Raw genomic sequence first — 15,739 nt, 5'->3', positions numbered from 1 at the left:
GAAATCCTTCCCTGCACCCCCATATGAGTCTGCATCGGCATTTTCGCCCCGCTGCGTGGAGACTCTCCCTTGACCACCATCGTTTCAGTTCGCCGCCACGGCAAAGTCGTCATGGGCGGCGACGGCCAGGTTTCTCTCGGCAACACCGTGATGAAAGGCAACGCCAAAAAGGTCCGTCGTCTTTACCACGGTCAGGTCATCGCCGGTTTCGCCGGTGCCACAGCCGACGCATTCACCCTCTTCGAACGCTTTGAAGGCCAGCTGGAAAAGCACCAGGGCCATTTGATCCGTGCCGCCGTCGAGCTGGCCAAGGAATGGCGTACCGACCGTTCCCTGAGCCGCCTGGAAGCCATGCTGGCCGTAGCCAACAAGGATGCCTCACTGATCATCACCGGTAACGGTGACGTGGTCGAACCCGAGGACGGCCTGATCGCCATGGGTTCCGGCGGCGGCTACGCCCAGGCCGCAGCCAAGGCATTGCTGCAGAAAACCGATTTATCGGCCCGTGAAATCACCGAAGCCGCTTTGAACATTGCCGGTGACATCTGTGTGTTCACCAACCACAACCTGACTATCGAGGAGCAGGACCTGGCCGAGTAAATCAGCTGTTCTGGCGCCCGGCCCCGGTGGCCGGGCTTTTCCACGCTGATTTATCGAGCCCCAGGACCATCAATACTATGTCCATGACCCCCCGCGAGATCGTCCACGAACTCAACCGCCACATCATTGGCCAGGACGACGCCAAGCGCGCTGTCGCCATTGCCCTGCGTAACCGCTGGCGGCGCATGCAGCTCCCCGCCGAGCTGCGTGTGGAAGTCACACCGAAGAACATCCTGATGATCGGCCCGACTGGCGTCGGCAAGACCGAAATCGCCCGACGCCTGGCCAAGCTGGCCAATGCACCGTTCATCAAAGTCGAAGCGACCAAATTCACCGAAGTCGGCTACGTCGGCCGTGACGTCGAATCGATCATTCGTGATCTGGCCGACGCCGCGATCAAGATGCTGCGCGAGCAGGAAATCATCCGCGTTGGTCACCGTGCCGAGGACGCTGCCGAAGAGCGCATCCTCGACGCCCTGCTACCTCCGGCGCGCACCGGCTTCAACGAAGACCAGGTCACCAGTCAGGACTCCAACACCCGCCAACTGTTCCGCAAGCGCCTGCGCGAAGGTCAGTTGGATGACAAGGAAATCGAGATCGAAGTGGCCGAAGCCATGGGCGTCGATATTTCCGCGCCGCCGGGCATGGAAGAGATGACCAACCAACTGCAAAACCTGTTTGCCAACATGGGCAAGGGTAAGCGCAAGAGCCGCAAGCTCAAGGTCAAGGAAGCACTCAAGCTGGTACGCGATGAAGAAGCCGGCCGCCTGGTCAATGAAGACGAGCTCAAGGCCAAGGCACTGGAAGCGGTCGAGCAGCACGGCATCGTGTTCATCGACGAAATCGACAAAGTGGCCAAGCGCGGTAACGTCGGCGGCGCCGACGTCTCCCGCGAAGGTGTACAGCGCGACTTGCTGCCGCTGATCGAAGGCTGCACGGTGAATACCAAGCTGGGCATGGTCAAGACCGACCATATCCTGTTCATCGCCTCCGGTGCGTTCCACCTCAGCAAGCCAAGCGATCTGGTGCCTGAGCTGCAAGGCCGCCTGCCAATCCGCGTCGAACTCAAGGCCCTGAGCCCGGAAGACTTCGAGCGTATCCTCAGCGAACCGCATGCCTCGCTGACCGAGCAATATCGCGAATTGCTGAAAACCGAAGGCCTGAACATCGAGTTCGCGCCCGAGGGCATCAAGCGCCTGGCTGAAATCGCCTGGCAGGTTAACGAGAAGACCGAGAACATCGGTGCCCGCCGCCTGCATACCTTGCTTGAGCGCCTGCTCGAAGAGGTGTCCTTCAGCGCCGGGGATCTGGCCAGCGCCCACAGCGAAGCACCGATCCGCATCGACGCCGAATACGTCAACAGCCACCTCGGTGAACTGGCACAGAACGAAGACCTGTCGCGCTACATCCTGTAACGCAGCGGCAAGCTACAAGTTGCGAGCTGCAAGCTGGACATCGGTGTCTTGCAGCTTGTAGCTTGCAGCGCATAGCCCAAGAGTCTTCAACCATGTCCAGAATGCCAACCGCCATCAACCTGCACAAAGCCTCGAAAACCCTAACGCTGACGTACGGGCCAAATGAGGTGTATCACCTGCCCGCCGAATTCTTGCGCGTGCACTCTCCTTCCGCCGAGGTCCAGGGCCACGGCAATCCTATCCTCCAGTACGGCAAGATCAACGTCGGCCTCAGCAGTCTCGAACCTGCCGGCCAGTACGCGTTGAAACTGACCTTCGACGACGGCCACGACAGTGGTCTGTTTACCTGGGAATACCTGGAACAGTTGTGTCTGCGTCAGCAGGAACTGTGGGAGGACTATCTCGGTGAGCTGGAAAAAGCCGGGAAATCTCGCGACCCTTCCGAGTCCGTCGTAAAGCTGATGCTCTAACTCGTGCATTACAGGGTTTAGAGCGCATTTTCTAATTCTATTTGCTTGAATGCCTGCTCAACGGTCAAGGAATGGCCGTCTTGCGCATCACTCGAAAGTCGGGTAACCAATGGATCTGGCAAGTTCCCTGCATCGCTATGCAGCAGGGTCTGGCCGGTATGTAGAGGTCGCGAGCGAAAGCAGGCAGTCTTCTCAAGCAGAAATAACCCGCATGGCTCATCGTCGTTTGCATCCGGCCGCAGGACCGCAGTTCGTTATCACTGGTCACCCGAGCAGCAGTACCGGACACACGTCTGTGTAACGCCCACAGCAGGCCGGTACTCGTCTCAGGACAACGGAGCGTCGTAGATGAGTAACAAAAACAACGATGACCTGCAGCGCCAAGCCTCGGAAAACACACTGGGCCTGAACCCTGTGATTGGCTTGCGTCGAAAGGATTTGCTGACATCTGCTCGAATGGTGCTGGGCCAGGCCATTCGCCAGCCGCTGCATAGCGCCAAGCATGTGGCGCATTTCGGCTTGGAACTGAAAAATGTGATTTTCGGCAAATCGGCACTGCGACCGGAAAGCGACGACCGTCGCTTCAATGATCCAGCCTGGAGCCAAAATCCCCTGTATCGCCGCTACCTGCAAACCTACCTTGCCTGGCGTAAGGAACTGCACGACTGGATCGACACCAGCAACCTGTCGGAGCAGGACATCAGTCGCGGTCATTTCGTCATCAACCTGATGACCGAGGCCATGGCACCCAGCAACACCGCCGCCAACCCTGCGGCAGTCAAACGTTTCTTCGAAACCGGCGGTAAAAGTCTGCTCGACGGTCTGTCGAACCTGGCCAAGGACATGGTTCACAACGGGGGCATGCCTAGCCAGGTGAACATGGAAGCCTTCGAGGTCGGCAAGAGCCTGGGCAACAGCGAAGGCTCGGTGGTGTTTCGCAACGACGTACTGGAACTGATCCAGTACCAGCCAATCACCGAACAGGTGCACGCCCGCCCACTGCTGGTGGTGCCACCGCAAATCAACAAGTTCTATGTCTTCGACCTTAGCCCGGAGAAGAGCCTGGCGCGCTTCTGCCTGCGCTCCAGCATGCAGACGTTCATTGTCAGTTGGCGCAACCCGACCAAGGCCCAGCGTGAATGGGGGCTGTCGACCTACATCGACGCTCTCAAGGAGGCCGTCGACGCTGTCCTGGCGATTACTGGCAGCAAGGATGTGAACATGCTCGGGGCATGCTCGGGCGGTATCACCTGCACGGCACTGCTGGGCCACTATGCGGCCTTGGGCGAAAAAAAGGTCAATGCGCTTACTCTGCTGGTGAGCGTGCTCGACACCACCCTCGATACCCAGGTTGCCCTGTTCGTCGACGAGCAGACCCTCGAATCCGCCAAGCGCCAGTCCTATCAGGCAGGCGTACTCGAAGGCAGCGACATGGCCAAAGTGTTCGCCTGGATGCGGCCTAACGATCTGATCTGGAACTATTGGGTGAACAACTACCTGCTGGGCAATGAGCCGCCGGTGTTCGACATTCTGTTCTGGAACAATGACACCACCCGTTTGCCGGCTGCCTTCCACGGCGACCTGATCGAAATGTTCAAAAGTAATCCACTGACCCGTGCCGATGCACTGGAAGTGTGCGGAACACCGATCAACCTGAAAAACGTCACCACCGATATCTATTGTCTGGCCGGCACCACTGACCACATTACCCCGTGGCAGTCGTGCTACCGCTCGGCCCAGCTGTTTGGTGGCAATGTCGAGTTTGTGCTGTCCAACAGTGGACACATCCAGAGCATCCTCAACCCACCGGGCAATCCCAAGGCACGCTTCATGACCAGTAGCGAGATGCCGCAGGACGCCAACCACTGGCAGGAAAACGCAACCAAGCACACCGACTCCTGGTGGTTGCACTGGCAGAGTTGGCTAACCACTCGCGCCGGCGATCTGAAGAAGGCACCCACGCGCTTGGGCAACAAAACCTATGCCGCCGCCGAGGCGGCACCGGGCACCTACGTACACGAGCGTTGATTGCAACAATCGCCGTGGTTCACTGATGAGCCACGGTGTTTTATCCAACACGGGGCTCCGCGCATGCCGCAACCGTACATTTTCAGGACCGTCGACATTGATGGCCAGTCCATCCGCACCGCGGTTCGACCCGGCAAGCCGCACCTGACGCCGCTGCTGATCTTCAATGGCATTGGCGCCAACCTGGAGTTGGTCTTCCCCTTTATCCAGGCACTGGATCCGGACCTGGAGGTGATTGCCTTCGACGTGCCCGGTGTGGGTGGTTCATCCACACCCAAGCGTCCTTACCGCTTTCCCTCGCTGGCCAAGCTGACCGCGCGCATGCTCGATTACCTGGACTATGGCCAGGTCAATGCCATCGGCGTTTCCTGGGGTGGCGCGCTGGCCCAGCAATTCGCCCACGATTATCCCGAACGTTGCAAAAAACTCGTCCTGGCGGCCACCGCTGCTGGTGCATTCATGGTTCCGGGCAAGCCTAAGGTGCTCATGCTGATGGCTAGCCCTCGGCGCTATGTGCAACCGTCCCACGTCATTCGTATTGCTCCGCAGATCTATGGCGGCGCTTTTCGCCGCGACCCCAGCCTTGCCGCCGCCCATGCCGCAAAAGTACGTTCTTCGGGCAAGCTCGGCTACTACTGGCAACTGTTCGCCGGGCTCGGCTGGACCAGCATTCACTGGCTGCACAAAATCCGACAACCGACCCTGGTACTTGCCGGCGACGATGACCCATTGATTCCACTGATCAATATGCGCCTGCTGGCCTGGCGTATTCCCAATGCCCAGCTACACATAATCGACGACGGTCATTTGTTTCTGATCACCCGGGCAGAAGCGGTTGCCCCGATCATCATGAAATTTCTCCAGCAAGAGCGCCAACGCGCCGTCATGCACCCTCGCCCTGCACCCGGTTGATTCCTGGCCCTGGCTCGCGCCTGCGCCCGGATGTCCACCAGGAGATTGGTGTCACTCTTGCATTGAACTGTTTTGTTGATGGCCTGACGACGGAGTGTTGCCTGATGAAAGACAAGCCCGCGAAGGGGTCAGTACCGGTCCCCGCCTCGTACATGAACGTGCAGAACGCGATCACCGGCATGCGCGGTCGCGACCTGTTCTCGACCCTACGCCATGTCAGCCGCCACAGCCTGCGCCACCCGCTGTATACCGCCAGGCACATGCTCGCCCTGGGCAATCAGTTGGGGCGGGTTCTGCTCGGCGACACCCTGCACCAGCCCAACCCACGCGACAACCGCTTCAAGGACCCGGCCTGGAATCACAATCCTTTTTATAGCCGTGGCTTGCAGGCTTACCTCGCCTGGCAGAAGCAGACCCGGCAATGGATCGACGAAAGCCAACTGGACGCCGATGATCGCGCCCGTGCGCACTTCCTTTTTGCGCAGCTCAACGATGCGTTGTCACCAAGCAACTCGTTGCTCAACCCTGCAGCAGTCAAAGAGCTGTTCAACTCGGGTGGCCTGAGCCTGTTGAGAGGACTGAACCATCTGGTTGACGACTTGCGCCACAACGACGGGCTGCCGCGCCAGGTCAACACCGAGGCATTCGAGGTGGGTCAAAACCTGGCTACCACCCCGGGAGCGGTGGTTTTTCGCAACGAGCTGCTGGAGTTGATCCAGTACAAGCCCATGAGTGAAAAACAGTACGCTCGACCGTTGCTGATCGTGCCGCCGCAAATCAACAAGTTCTACATCTTCGATTTGAGCCCGACCAACAGCTTTGTCCAGTACGCACTCAAAAACGGCCTGCAAACTTTCATTGTCAGTTGGCGCAACCCCGATGCCCGTCATCGTGAATGGGGCCTGTCGAGTTACGTCGAAGCCTTGGAAGAGGCCATGAATGTCTGCCGCAGCATCACCGGCAGCCGCGACGTGAATTTGCTCGGTGCCTGTGCTGGAGGTCTGACCATCGCCGCCCTGCAAGGTCACCTGCAGGCCAAGCGTCAAATGCGCAGGGTCAGCAGCGCCACTTATCTGGTCAGCCTGCTCGACAGCGAGATCGACAGCCCCGCTGGCCTGTTCGCCGACGAGCAGACCCTGGAAGCGGCCAAACGCCGCTCCTATCAGCAGGGTGTACTCGATGGCCGGGAAATTTCCAGGGTCTTCGCCTGGATGCGTCCCAACGACTTGATCTGGAATTACTTCGTCAACAACTACCTGCTGGGCAAGGCGCCTCCAGCCTTCGACATTCTCTACTGGAACAATGACAACACCCGTTTGCCCGCTGCCTTGCATGGTGACCTGCTGGACTTCTTCAAGCACAACCCGCTGGTTCACCCCGCAGGTCTCGAGGTTTGCGGCACCCCCATCAACCTGCAGAAGGTCAACGTCGACAGCTTCAGTGTGGCCGGAAGCAACGACCACATAACACCGTGGGATGCGGTGTACCGCTCGACCTTACTGCTGGGCGGCGACAAGCGCTTCATTCTTGCCAACAGCGGCCATGTGCAGAGCATCCTCAACCCGCCCGGCAACCCCAAGGCGCACTATATCGACAACCCGCATCTGAGCAGCGACCCACGGGCCTGGTACTACGATGCCAAGCAAGTGGACGGCAGCTGGTGGCCGCAGTGGCTGGAGTGGATCCAGGCGCGATCGGGTGCCCAGCGCGAAACGCTGATGACGCTGGGCGACCAGAACTACCCTCCCATGGACCCCGCACCCGGCACTTACGTGCAGGCGCGCTGAGCAAGTAGAACGGATGAAAACCCGCGACCGAATTCTCGAGTGTGCCCTGCTGTTGTTTAATCAGCAGGGCGAACCGAATGTCTCAACCCTGGAAATCGCCAATGAAATGGGGATCAGCCCAGGCAACCTGTATTACCACTTCCACGGCAAGGAACCCCTGGTGCTGGGTTTGTTCGAGCGATTCGAAGACGAACTGACCCCGCTACTGGACCCACCCCTTGAAGTGCGCCTGGACGCCGAGGACTACTGGCTGTTCCTGCATTTGATCGTCGAGCGCATGGCTCAGTACCGGTTTTTGTTCCAGGACTTGTCGAACCTGACAGGACGCCTGCCAAAGCTTGCGCGGGGTATGCGCAACCTGCTCAATGCCCTCAAACGTACCCTGGCAGCGCTGCTAGCCAGCCTCAAGGCTCAGGGTCAGGTCATCAGTGATACACGGGCGCTGGGTCAGTTGGTGGAGCAGATAACCATGACCCTGCTGTTTTCCCTGGACTACCAGCGGGTGCTGGCGCGCGAGGGTGAGGTCGGTGTGGTGGTCTATCAGGTGATGATGCTGGTGGCGCCGCACCTGGACACCGGCTCCAGGCATGCAGCCGAGCAAATCGCCCTGAGGTATCTGGACGGCTGAAAGCATCGCGGGGAAAATCGCATCGTCACACCAGCGGTGCGGCGACTCGACTTGCCCCGCGAGCAGGCCTATCAAGACTGACTGGTAGGACTTACCGCTGCCGAAGGTGCCGGCGTGGGCGCCGCTGCAGTTGTCACTGGCGCAGCGGTTGATGCGGGAGCCGCGCTGGCTGCAGGTGCTGCCGGCTTGGCTGCTGCTGGTTTGGCCGGCGCTTTTTTCACCGCTGGCTTTTTCGCCGCGGCAGGCTTGGCGGCTGCTGGCTTGGCGGCTGCTTTTGCAGCGGGTTTGGCCGCTGCGGTTTTTGTCGCAGGTTTGGCAGCAGGCTTGGCCGCTGCAGTTTTCGCCGCAGGTTTAGCTGCCGCTTTCGGTGCTGCCTTGGCCAGTGGCTTGGCGGCGGCCTTGGTCGCGGCGGGTTTGCTCGAAGCCGGCTTGACCGAAGCACCGGTCAGTTTTTCGATTTGCTTGGTCAAGGTATCCACTTGCTGATGCAGCGCCTTGACCTCATTGCGGCTCGGCACGCCCAGGCGCGAGATTGCGCTGTTCAGACGCTTGTCGAAAGCCTCTTCGAGCTCGCTCCACTTACCCAGGGCGCGGTCTTTGACATCACCCACACGAGAAGTGGCGGACTTGGCCGAAGCTTTGGCCGCATCGACTGAACCCTTGGCCTGCTTCTCTGCCTTCTCACCATCCTTGACCAGCGACTCGAACAGTTTGTTGCCGTCCTGGTCGATCTTGGAGTAGATACCCAATCCAGCCAGCCAGATCTTGCGGGAGTACTTCTCGATCCCGCCGACCCAGGAGCTGCTTTCTTTATCGCTATTCTTCTTGCCAGCCATCCCGCTCTCCTTATGGTTTACGTGCGACACGTTCAAGCAATGCCGTCAGCTCATCGAGCTTGGCAGAGAGTGCCTCCACGTCATGTTTAGACGGAATGCCGATGCGATTCAAGGCGCTGGCGACCCGTGTGTCGAAAGCCTTTTCGATTTTATCGAGTTGGACTTCGACTTTACCCTTCACGCTAGTGATCTCACCCTTGACCGAATCGATCTGGGTATTGGCTGCATCGAGCTCGTGGTCGATACGCTTTTTGCCACGCTTCTCTACAGTCTCGCCGGCCTTGACCAGTTCTTTCAGGTAGTCGGCGCCTTCCTGGCCGACCCGGGCGTAGGCCCCAAGGCCTGCCAGCCAGATCTTGCGGGCATAGCCGCGCACCTCACCCAATGAGTTCTGGGTGTCTTCTTTTTTCTTCAGGATAACTTTTGCCATGCTCTGCACCTCACGCTCGAAAAGATATGGAGGAACTGCCCATGGAAGTTGGGCTTGAGCACAAGGTAGGGAGAAAAATTAGAATTCACACCCTAATGGGGGAGCGGCAAGGTTTTAGCTGCAAGAGGAGCGGCGGCGGTTGCTATGTGGTTGGCATCTGCGAAATTCACCGCCAACCACTTGCAACTTGCAGTTCCCCCTTGAGCCGCTAGGCGAGGGCTTTGTCGAGAGCCCGCTCGATTTCGCTTTTGATGGTACTGCTCATCATCGACAGCATCATGCCCAGCTTCAGTTCAACCCTGATGGTGTCTTCACCGATCTGCACGCTGCCATTGGCACCGCTGCGCTTGACCTCGACCCGGTCGCCATTCCAGCGGGCAGTGAGGTCGTACTCGCGGGCCAGCTTGTCGACCAGGCCTTGGGCCTTCTCCCGAGCCGCTTCGCGGCCCAGGCTGTGTTTGCGCTCAACGCTGATCTGAGTCATTTATTCAATCCTGGGTTCAGAGGCATACTTCTATTCTTTTATTATGCCTGCGCCCCGACCTGCGACACACCCCGCCAAGACAAATCCGACCGTACGCCCTAGAATGGCCAGTAATTTTTTCCGGTGAAGCGATATGAACGATCAGCGCAAAGGCGACAACGCCGAACCCACCACTCATTTCGGTTACCAGAACGTGCCGGAAAGCCAGAAAGCGGAGAAAGTCGCTGAGGTTTTCCATTCGGTAGCAGCCAAGTACGACTTGATGAACGATGTGCTTTCCGGCGGTATGCACCGCCTGTGGAAGCGTTTCACTATCGAGCTGTCTGGTGTGCGCACCGGTAACCGGGTACTGGATATCGCCGGCGGCACTGGCGATCTGGCAGCCAAGTTCTCGCAACTGGTCGGCCCAACCGGCCAGGTAGTTCTGGCCGACATCAACGAGTCGATGCTCAAGGTCGGTCGCGACCGCCTGCTCGACCGTGGTGTCGCCGGCAACATCGAATTTGTCCAGGCCGACGCTGAAAAGCTGCCGTTCCCCGACAATCATTTCGACTGCGTCACCATCGCCTTCGGCCTGCGCAACGTCACCCACAAGGAAGATGCCATCCGCTCGATGCTGCGGGTGCTCAAACCGGGTGGACGCCTGTTGGTACTGGAGTTCTCCAAACCGACCAACAAGCTGATGTCCAAGGTCTACGATGCCTACTCGTTCGCCTTCATGCCACTGGCCGGCAAACTGATCACCAACGACTCGGAAAGCTACCGTTACCTGGCCGAATCGATCCGTATGCACCCTGATCAGGAAACCCTCAAGGCGATGATGGTCGAGGCCGGTTTCGATCGCGTGACCTACCACAACATGACCAGTGGCATCGTCGCCCTGCACCGCGGCATCAAGCCCTGATGCTCCTGGCCGGCCTTCTCGCCAGCGTCGAACACGGTCTTAACCGTGTTTTGCGCCTGGATAGCACAGCATTGCCGCGCCTGCGTCCACTAGATGGCAAGGTGATCGCCATCGACTGCCGCCAACCTGCACTGCAACTGTTCATTTTACCCAGCGACGAAGGCCTGATGCTTGCCGCACACTGGGCCAATGAAGCCGACTGCAGCCTGCGTGCGCCGGCCAGTAGCCTGGTGCGCCTGGCCCTGAGCCAGGACAAGAGCGCCATACTGCATAGTCCTCAGGTCGAGCTTGAAGGTGATAGCGCGGTGCTGCTGGACCTGGTCGCCGTTCTCCAGGACCTGGAGCTGGACTGGGAGTATGAAGTCTCTCGCTGGCTCGGGCCGGTGGCCACCCAATTGCTCAGTGGCCATTTGCGCAGCCGCGCCAACTGGACACGCCAGGGACTGGCTGCACTCAACCAGAATCTTTCCGAGTACCTCGCCGAAGAGGCGCGGACACTGGTTGGCCAACGCGAAGCCGAAGCCCGCTTCAGCGAACTCGACACGCTAAAAGTCGACATCGAACGCCTCGAGGCGCGTATTGAGCGCCTTGCCCGATCCCTTCATACCAGCGATAACGCATGAAGCTGCTTGCCGTCCGCCGTCTGTTGCGCATCCAGAGCGTGGTCATCCGCTACCGTCTCGACGATCTGCTGTTCGAACTGCCGCTGCCTTGGTGGCTGATGGCCCTGCGGCACGTCATGCCGTGGCGCTGGTTGCCGCGCAAAACCCTCGACCTCAGCCGTGGCGCTCGACTGCGCCTGGCCTTGCAGGACCTGGGCCCGATTTTCATCAAGTTCGGCCAACTGCTTTCAACCCGCCGCGACCTGCTGCCGGAAGATATCGCCGATGAGCTGATGCTGCTGCAAGACCGCGTTCCATCCTTCGATCCTCAAAAAGCCGTGGCCCTGATCGAAGAGCAGCTCGGCGCTAAAATCAGCGACGTGTTCAGCCGCTTCGACGTTGAGCCACTGGCTTCAGCCTCGGTGGCACAAGTTCACGCGGCCAAGCTCAAGAGTGGTGAAGAGGTCGTGGTCAAGGTGGTGCGCCCCGGTCTCAAGCCGATCATCGCCCAGGACCTGGCCTGGTTGTTCCTGATCGCCCGTGGCGCAGAGCGGGTATCGGCCGACGCCCGTCTGCTGCACCCGGTGGAAGTGGTCAACGATTACGAAAAGACCATCTACGACGAACTCGACCTGTTGCGCGAAGCGGCCAATGCCAGCCAGCTCAAGCGCAACTTCGAAGGTTCCGAAATGATGTATGTGCCCCAGGTCTACTGGGACTGGTGCCGCCCCAAGGTGCTGGTGATGGAGCGTATCTACGGCATCCAGGTCACCGACCTCGCGACCCTGGCCGACCAGCGCACCGACATGAAAATGCTGGCGGAACGCGGCGTGGAGATCTTCTTCACCCAGGTGTTCCGTGACAGCTTCTTCCATGCCGATATGCACCCAGGCAACATTTTCGTCAGCACCGTCAAACCGTGGAGCCCGCAATACATTGCCATCGACTGCGGCATTGTCGGCAGCCTCACGCCCGAGGACCAGGACTACCTGGCGCGCAACCTGTTTGCCTTCTTCAAGCGTGACTACCGCCGCGTGGCCCAACTGCACATCGATTCGGGCTGGGTCCCGGCGCACACCAAGCTCAACGAATTCGAGGCGGCGATCCGCACGGTCTGCGAGCCGATCTTCGAAAAACCGTTAAAAGATATTTCGTTCGGCCAAGTGCTGATGCGCCTGTTCCAGACCGCGCGGCGCTTCAACATGGAAGTGCAGCCACAGCTGGTGTTGCTGCAGAAAACCCTGCTGAATATCGAGGGCCTGGGTCGCCAGCTTTATCCCGAACTGGACTTGTGGAGCACCGCCCAACCGTTCCTGGAACGCTGGATGCGCGAACGCGTCAGCCCCAAAACGCTGCTGCAAAACCTGCACGGCCAGGTCGAACAGATCCCGCACCTGGCCGGCATGACCCGCGACTTGCTTGAGCGCATGTCCCAGCCGCACCTTTCCGATCCGCCAGCGCCCTGGCAACAAAAAAGCGATCACTGGGCCTTGCGCCTTCTCGGCGCCGGCCTGCTTGGCGGTGGCGCGACATTGGCAGCCGGAGCCGTCAGCCTCAGCGCCCCCGCTGCGTGGCCTGCCTGGTTGATGCTGGCCGCTGGCCTTTACCTGATCGTACGTCGATAGCCAGCAGGCCCGCCGACTGGCAAACTAGCGCAAGGGGTCGGCAGAGGATCGGGCCTCTCGCTTTGGAGTCGTACATGAAAGACTGGCTGGACGAGATCAACTGGAACAGCGATGGCTTGGTACCGGCTATCGCCCAGGACCACAAGACCGGGCGTGTGCTGATGATGGCCTGGATGAATCGCGAGTCGCTTGCCCTGACCGCCGCCGAGCAGCGGGCCATCTACTGGTCCCGCTCGCGTGGCAAACTGTGGCGCAAGGGCGAAGAATCCGGCCACGTGCAAAAATTGCATGAAATGCGCCTGGACTGCGACGCCGACGTGATCATTCTGATGGTCGAGCAATTGGGGCATATCGCCTGCCATACCGGTCGCGAGAGCTGCTTCTACCGTGTCTTCGAGCAGGGTGAGTGGAAAATTGTCGATCCGGTCCTTAAAGATCCCCATGCCATCTACAACGCAGGACACTGACATGAGCGACACCCTGACCCGCCTGGCCGAAGTGCTGGAAGCGCGCAAAGGCGCAGAGCCGGACAGCTCCTACGTGGCAAGCCTCTACCACAAGGGCCTGAACAAGATTCTGGAAAAGCTCGGCGAAGAGTCGATCGAAACCATCATCGCTGCCAAGGACGCCGCCCATAGCGGTGATTACAGCGATGTCATCTACGAAACTGCCGATCTGTGGTTTCATAGCCTGGTGATGCTCGCTCAACTGGGCCAACACCCGCAGGCAGTGCTGGATGAGCTGGACCGTCGTTTTGGTCTGTCCGGGCACGCCGAGAAGGCAGCGCGACAGCCGTCGGTCTAACTGAATTATTTCGAGGGATTGCACCATGGGTATTTTTGACTGGAAACACTGGATCGTCCTGCTGGTCGTCGTGGTACTGGTGTTCGGTACCAAAAAACTGAAAAACTTCGGCAGTGACCTGGGCGAATCGATCAAGGGCTTCAAGAAAGCCATGAACGAAGAAGAGACCAAGCCTGAAGAACAGCCTCAAGCGCCGGTACAACCTGTCCAGCCGCAAGCCACTTCACCGTTGAGCCAGCCGCAGACTATCGACGGCCAGGCGCACAAGGTCGAAGAGCCCATCAGGAAAGATTGATCAATGTTCGGGATCAGCTTCAGCGAACTGCTGCTCGTAGGCCTTGTGGCCCTGCTGGTGCTCGGCCCTGAGCGCTTGCCGGGTGCCGCGCGCACGGCCGGGCTGTGGATTGGCCGCCTCAAACGCAGTTTCAATTCCATCAAACAGGAAGTGGAGCGTGAAATCGGTGCCGACGATATTCGTCGCCAGTTGCACAACGAGCACATCCTCTCCATGGAGCAGGAAGCGCGCAAGATCCTCAACCCGCAGAGCGTAAAGCCTGAGCCACCGGCCACGCCGGTTGCCAGCAGCGAAGTCGCCGCAACGCCGGCTGCAGCGCCTACCGAGGCCGCCCCGACTGCCGCGGCCACTACCGAACCGACACAGCCACCGCGAGCCCCATGAGCGATATTCCGGAAAACGACCAGCCAATGCCCCTGGTTTCGCACCTCACCGAGCTGCGTACACGTCTGCTGCGCTGTGTCGCGGCCATCTTCCTGATCTTCGCCGGGCTGTTTTCCTTCGCACAGCAGATCTACACCCTGGTCTCCGCCCCGCTGCGCGAGCACTTGCCGGCCAACGCGACGATGATTGCCACCGATGTGGCCTCGCCGTTCCTGACGCCGTTCAAGCTGACCATGATCGTCTCGCTGTTCCTGGCCATTCCGTTGATCCTCCAGCAAATCTGGGGGTTTATTGCGCCGGGCCTGTACCGCCACGAAAAACGCATCGCAATCCCGCTGCTGATCTCCAGCATCATTCTGTTCTACGCCGGAATGGCCTTTGCCTACTTCCTGGTGTTCCCGCTGATCTTCGGTTTCTTCGCCAGCGCCACCCCGGAAGGGGTGTCGATGATGACCGACATTGCCAGCTATCTAGACTTCGTAATGACCCTGTTCTTCGCCTTCGGCGTGGCCTTCGAGATCCCGGTAGCGGTGGTGCTGCTGGTGTGGATCGGCGTGGTCGATGTGAAGTACCTGAAGAAAATTCGCCCCTACGTGATCATCGGCTGCTTCGTGGTCGGAATGATCCTTACGCCACCGGATATCTTCTCGCAGACGCTACTGGCCGTGCCCATGTGGCTGCTGTTCGAAATCGGCGTGCTGTTCGGCGGTCTGATCCGCAAACGCAGCGAGCATCCCGATAACGCCGCTGACGATCATAACGACCAGCCACCAGCGACCCAGCCGTGAACCTGCTGTTACTCGAAGAAGCCGATTTTATTGCGGCCGATCGCGTCGTCCTGGCTGATCGGCGCTTTACCCACATGCAGGAAATTCACCGCGTAGCGGTAGGTGACAGCCTGCGCGTCGGACGTATCGGCGGCCTGATGGGTGAAGCCCGAGTGGAGCGCCTGGAAGGCCACCAGGCCGAACTTTCAGTCAGCTTCGACCGCCAACCACCCGCCAAGCTTCCGTTGACTCTGGTGCTGGCCCTGCCACGCCCAAAGATGCTGCGCCGCGTGTTCCAGACCGTTGCCACCATGGGTGTGCCAACGCTGATTCTGGTTAACAGCTACCGGGTCGAAAAGAGCTTCTGGCAGACGCCGTTTCTCGAGCCCGAGGCCATCCGCGAGCAACTGATCCTTGGCCTGGAGCAAACCCGCGACACCATCCTGCCCGAAGTGGTCATCGAGAAGCGCTTCAAGCCGTTCGTCGAAGACCGACTGCCCGCCATTGCCCAAGGCACACTTGGCCTGGTCGGCCACCCAGGACCTTTCCCTCCCTGCCCCCGCGGGCTAGACCAACCGGTGACGCTAGCCATTGGTCCTGAGGGCGGATGGATTCCCTACGAAATCGACCTGCTGGGCAAGGCCGGGCTTGCCCCGGTGCAGCTTGGCGAACGCATCCTGCGGGTAGAGACCGCCGTTACTGCTTTGCTCGCTCGTCTGTTCTGACTTCAGTTTTGCGATCCGGCGCCGATGCATAGGCACTAGAACA

Annotated in this window: 19 protein-coding genes; 16 read left to right on the top strand and 3 right to left on the bottom strand. The window is 59.6% G+C overall.

The window, feature by feature from the left end; genetic code table 11:
* The first annotated feature begins 69 nt into the window (after positions 1 to 69).
* The 7 genes from hslV to V0R60_RS15195 all read left to right on the top strand — a co-directional run bounded on the left by hslV (position 70) and on the right by V0R60_RS15195 (position 7,840).
* Positions 70 to 600, top strand: a complete 531-nt coding sequence (gene hslV / locus V0R60_RS15225; protein ID WP_136478503.1) for an ATP-dependent protease subunit HslV — start codon at positions 70 to 72, stop codon at positions 598 to 600.
* A gap of 77 nt (positions 601 to 677) precedes the next feature.
* Positions 678 to 2,015 carry an ATP-dependent protease ATPase subunit HslU gene (hslU, locus tag V0R60_RS15220; RefSeq protein ID WP_330080410.1) on the top strand — a complete coding sequence of 446 codons (1,338 nt, stop codon included), beginning with the start codon at positions 678 to 680 and terminating at the stop codon, positions 2,013 to 2,015.
* Between the two features lie 92 nt (positions 2,016 to 2,107).
* Positions 2,108 to 2,485, top strand: coding sequence for a gamma-butyrobetaine hydroxylase-like domain-containing protein (locus V0R60_RS15215; protein ID WP_136478505.1), 378 nt, complete (start codon positions 2,108 to 2,110; stop codon positions 2,483 to 2,485).
* 348 nt (positions 2,486 to 2,833) lie between these two features.
* The gene (gene phaC, locus V0R60_RS15210) at positions 2,834 to 4,513 is read left to right on the top strand and encodes a class II poly(R)-hydroxyalkanoic acid synthase (protein WP_136478506.1); all 1,680 of its coding nucleotides are present in this window, start codon (positions 2,834 to 2,836) and stop codon (positions 4,511 to 4,513) included.
* 63 nt (positions 4,514 to 4,576) lie between these two features.
* Positions 4,577 to 5,425: a poly(3-hydroxyalkanoate) depolymerase gene (gene phaZ / locus V0R60_RS15205; RefSeq protein ID WP_136478507.1), complete on the top strand. Its 849-nt coding sequence runs from the start codon at positions 4,577 to 4,579 to the stop codon at positions 5,423 to 5,425.
* 104 nt (positions 5,426 to 5,529) lie between these two features.
* Positions 5,530 to 7,212, top strand: coding sequence for a class II poly(R)-hydroxyalkanoic acid synthase (gene phaC / locus V0R60_RS15200; RefSeq protein ID WP_330080411.1), 1,683 nt, complete (start codon positions 5,530 to 5,532; stop codon positions 7,210 to 7,212).
* Positions 7,213 to 7,225: 13 nt separating this feature from the next.
* Positions 7,226 to 7,840, top strand: a complete 615-nt coding sequence (locus tag V0R60_RS15195) for a TetR/AcrR family transcriptional regulator (protein ID WP_330080412.1) — start codon at positions 7,226 to 7,228, stop codon at positions 7,838 to 7,840.
* 71 nt (positions 7,841 to 7,911) lie between these two features.
* Here the strand turns inward: V0R60_RS15195 and V0R60_RS15190 are convergent, their stop codons facing one another.
* The 3 genes from V0R60_RS15190 to V0R60_RS15180 all read right to left on the bottom strand — a co-directional run bounded on the left by V0R60_RS15190 (position 7,912) and on the right by V0R60_RS15180 (position 9,590).
* A complete protein-coding gene (locus V0R60_RS15190) occupies positions 7,912 to 8,676 on the bottom strand; it encodes a phasin family protein (RefSeq protein WP_136478510.1) in 765 nt (254 codons plus the stop codon).
* Between the two features lie 10 nt (positions 8,677 to 8,686).
* The gene (locus tag V0R60_RS15185) at positions 8,687 to 9,106 is read right to left on the bottom strand and encodes a phasin family protein (RefSeq protein ID WP_330080413.1); all 420 of its coding nucleotides are present in this window, start codon (positions 9,104 to 9,106) and stop codon (positions 8,687 to 8,689) included.
* Between the two features lie 208 nt (positions 9,107 to 9,314).
* Positions 9,315 to 9,590: a polyhydroxyalkanoic acid system family protein gene (locus V0R60_RS15180; RefSeq protein ID WP_136478512.1), complete on the bottom strand. Its 276-nt coding sequence runs from the start codon at positions 9,588 to 9,590 to the stop codon at positions 9,315 to 9,317.
* Positions 9,591 to 9,723: 133 nt separating this feature from the next.
* Between V0R60_RS15180 and ubiE the strand changes: the two genes are divergently transcribed.
* The 9 genes from ubiE (at position 9,724) to V0R60_RS15135 (ending at position 15,696) form a co-directional block, all read left to right on the top strand.
* The gene (gene ubiE / locus V0R60_RS15175; RefSeq protein WP_330080414.1) at positions 9,724 to 10,494 is read left to right on the top strand and encodes a bifunctional demethylmenaquinone methyltransferase/2-methoxy-6-polyprenyl-1,4-benzoquinol methylase UbiE; all 771 of its coding nucleotides are present in this window, start codon (positions 9,724 to 9,726) and stop codon (positions 10,492 to 10,494) included.
* On the top strand, positions 10,494 to 11,117 hold the full coding sequence (locus V0R60_RS15170) for a ubiquinone biosynthesis accessory factor UbiJ (RefSeq protein WP_330080415.1): 624 nt from the start codon (positions 10,494 to 10,496) through the stop codon (positions 11,115 to 11,117). Before ubiE ends, V0R60_RS15170 begins: the two co-directional genes overlap by 1 nt.
* Positions 11,114 to 12,721, top strand: a complete 1,608-nt coding sequence (gene ubiB / locus V0R60_RS15165) for a ubiquinone biosynthesis regulatory protein kinase UbiB (RefSeq protein WP_136478515.1) — start codon at positions 11,114 to 11,116, stop codon at positions 12,719 to 12,721. Before V0R60_RS15170 ends, ubiB begins: the two co-directional genes overlap by 4 nt.
* A gap of 74 nt (positions 12,722 to 12,795) precedes the next feature.
* Entirely contained in the window at positions 12,796 to 13,188 is a 393-nt protein-coding gene (gene hisI / locus V0R60_RS15160) for a phosphoribosyl-AMP cyclohydrolase (protein ID WP_136478516.1), read from the top strand.
* A 1-nt stretch (position 13,189) separates the two neighbouring features.
* Positions 13,190 to 13,525 carry a phosphoribosyl-ATP diphosphatase gene (locus tag V0R60_RS15155; RefSeq protein WP_136478517.1) on the top strand — a complete coding sequence of 112 codons (336 nt, stop codon included), beginning with the start codon at positions 13,190 to 13,192 and terminating at the stop codon, positions 13,523 to 13,525.
* Between the two features lie 25 nt (positions 13,526 to 13,550).
* Positions 13,551 to 13,820, top strand: a complete 270-nt coding sequence (locus tag V0R60_RS15150; RefSeq protein ID WP_136478518.1) for a twin-arginine translocase TatA/TatE family subunit — start codon at positions 13,551 to 13,553, stop codon at positions 13,818 to 13,820.
* Positions 13,821 to 13,823: 3 nt separating this feature from the next.
* Complete coding sequence (gene tatB, locus V0R60_RS15145) at positions 13,824 to 14,204, top strand: Sec-independent protein translocase protein TatB (protein WP_136478519.1); 381 nt, start codon at positions 13,824 to 13,826, stop codon at positions 14,202 to 14,204.
* On the top strand, positions 14,201 to 14,992 hold the full coding sequence (gene tatC, locus V0R60_RS15140) for a twin-arginine translocase subunit TatC (RefSeq protein ID WP_136478520.1): 792 nt from the start codon (positions 14,201 to 14,203) through the stop codon (positions 14,990 to 14,992). The genes tatB and tatC overlap by 4 nt, the downstream gene beginning before the upstream one ends.
* The gene (locus V0R60_RS15135; RefSeq protein WP_330080416.1) at positions 14,989 to 15,696 is read left to right on the top strand and encodes a 16S rRNA (uracil(1498)-N(3))-methyltransferase; all 708 of its coding nucleotides are present in this window, start codon (positions 14,989 to 14,991) and stop codon (positions 15,694 to 15,696) included. The genes tatC and V0R60_RS15135 overlap by 4 nt, the downstream gene beginning before the upstream one ends.
* The last annotated feature ends 43 nt before the right edge of the window (positions 15,697 to 15,739 follow it).

The organism is Pseudomonas auratipiscis, assembly GCF_036324085.1.
In the GTDB taxonomy this organism is placed as follows: domain Bacteria; phylum Pseudomonadota; class Gammaproteobacteria; order Pseudomonadales; family Pseudomonadaceae; genus Aquipseudomonas; species Aquipseudomonas auratipiscis.
This window is presented reverse-complemented; position numbering and strand designations above follow the sequence as displayed.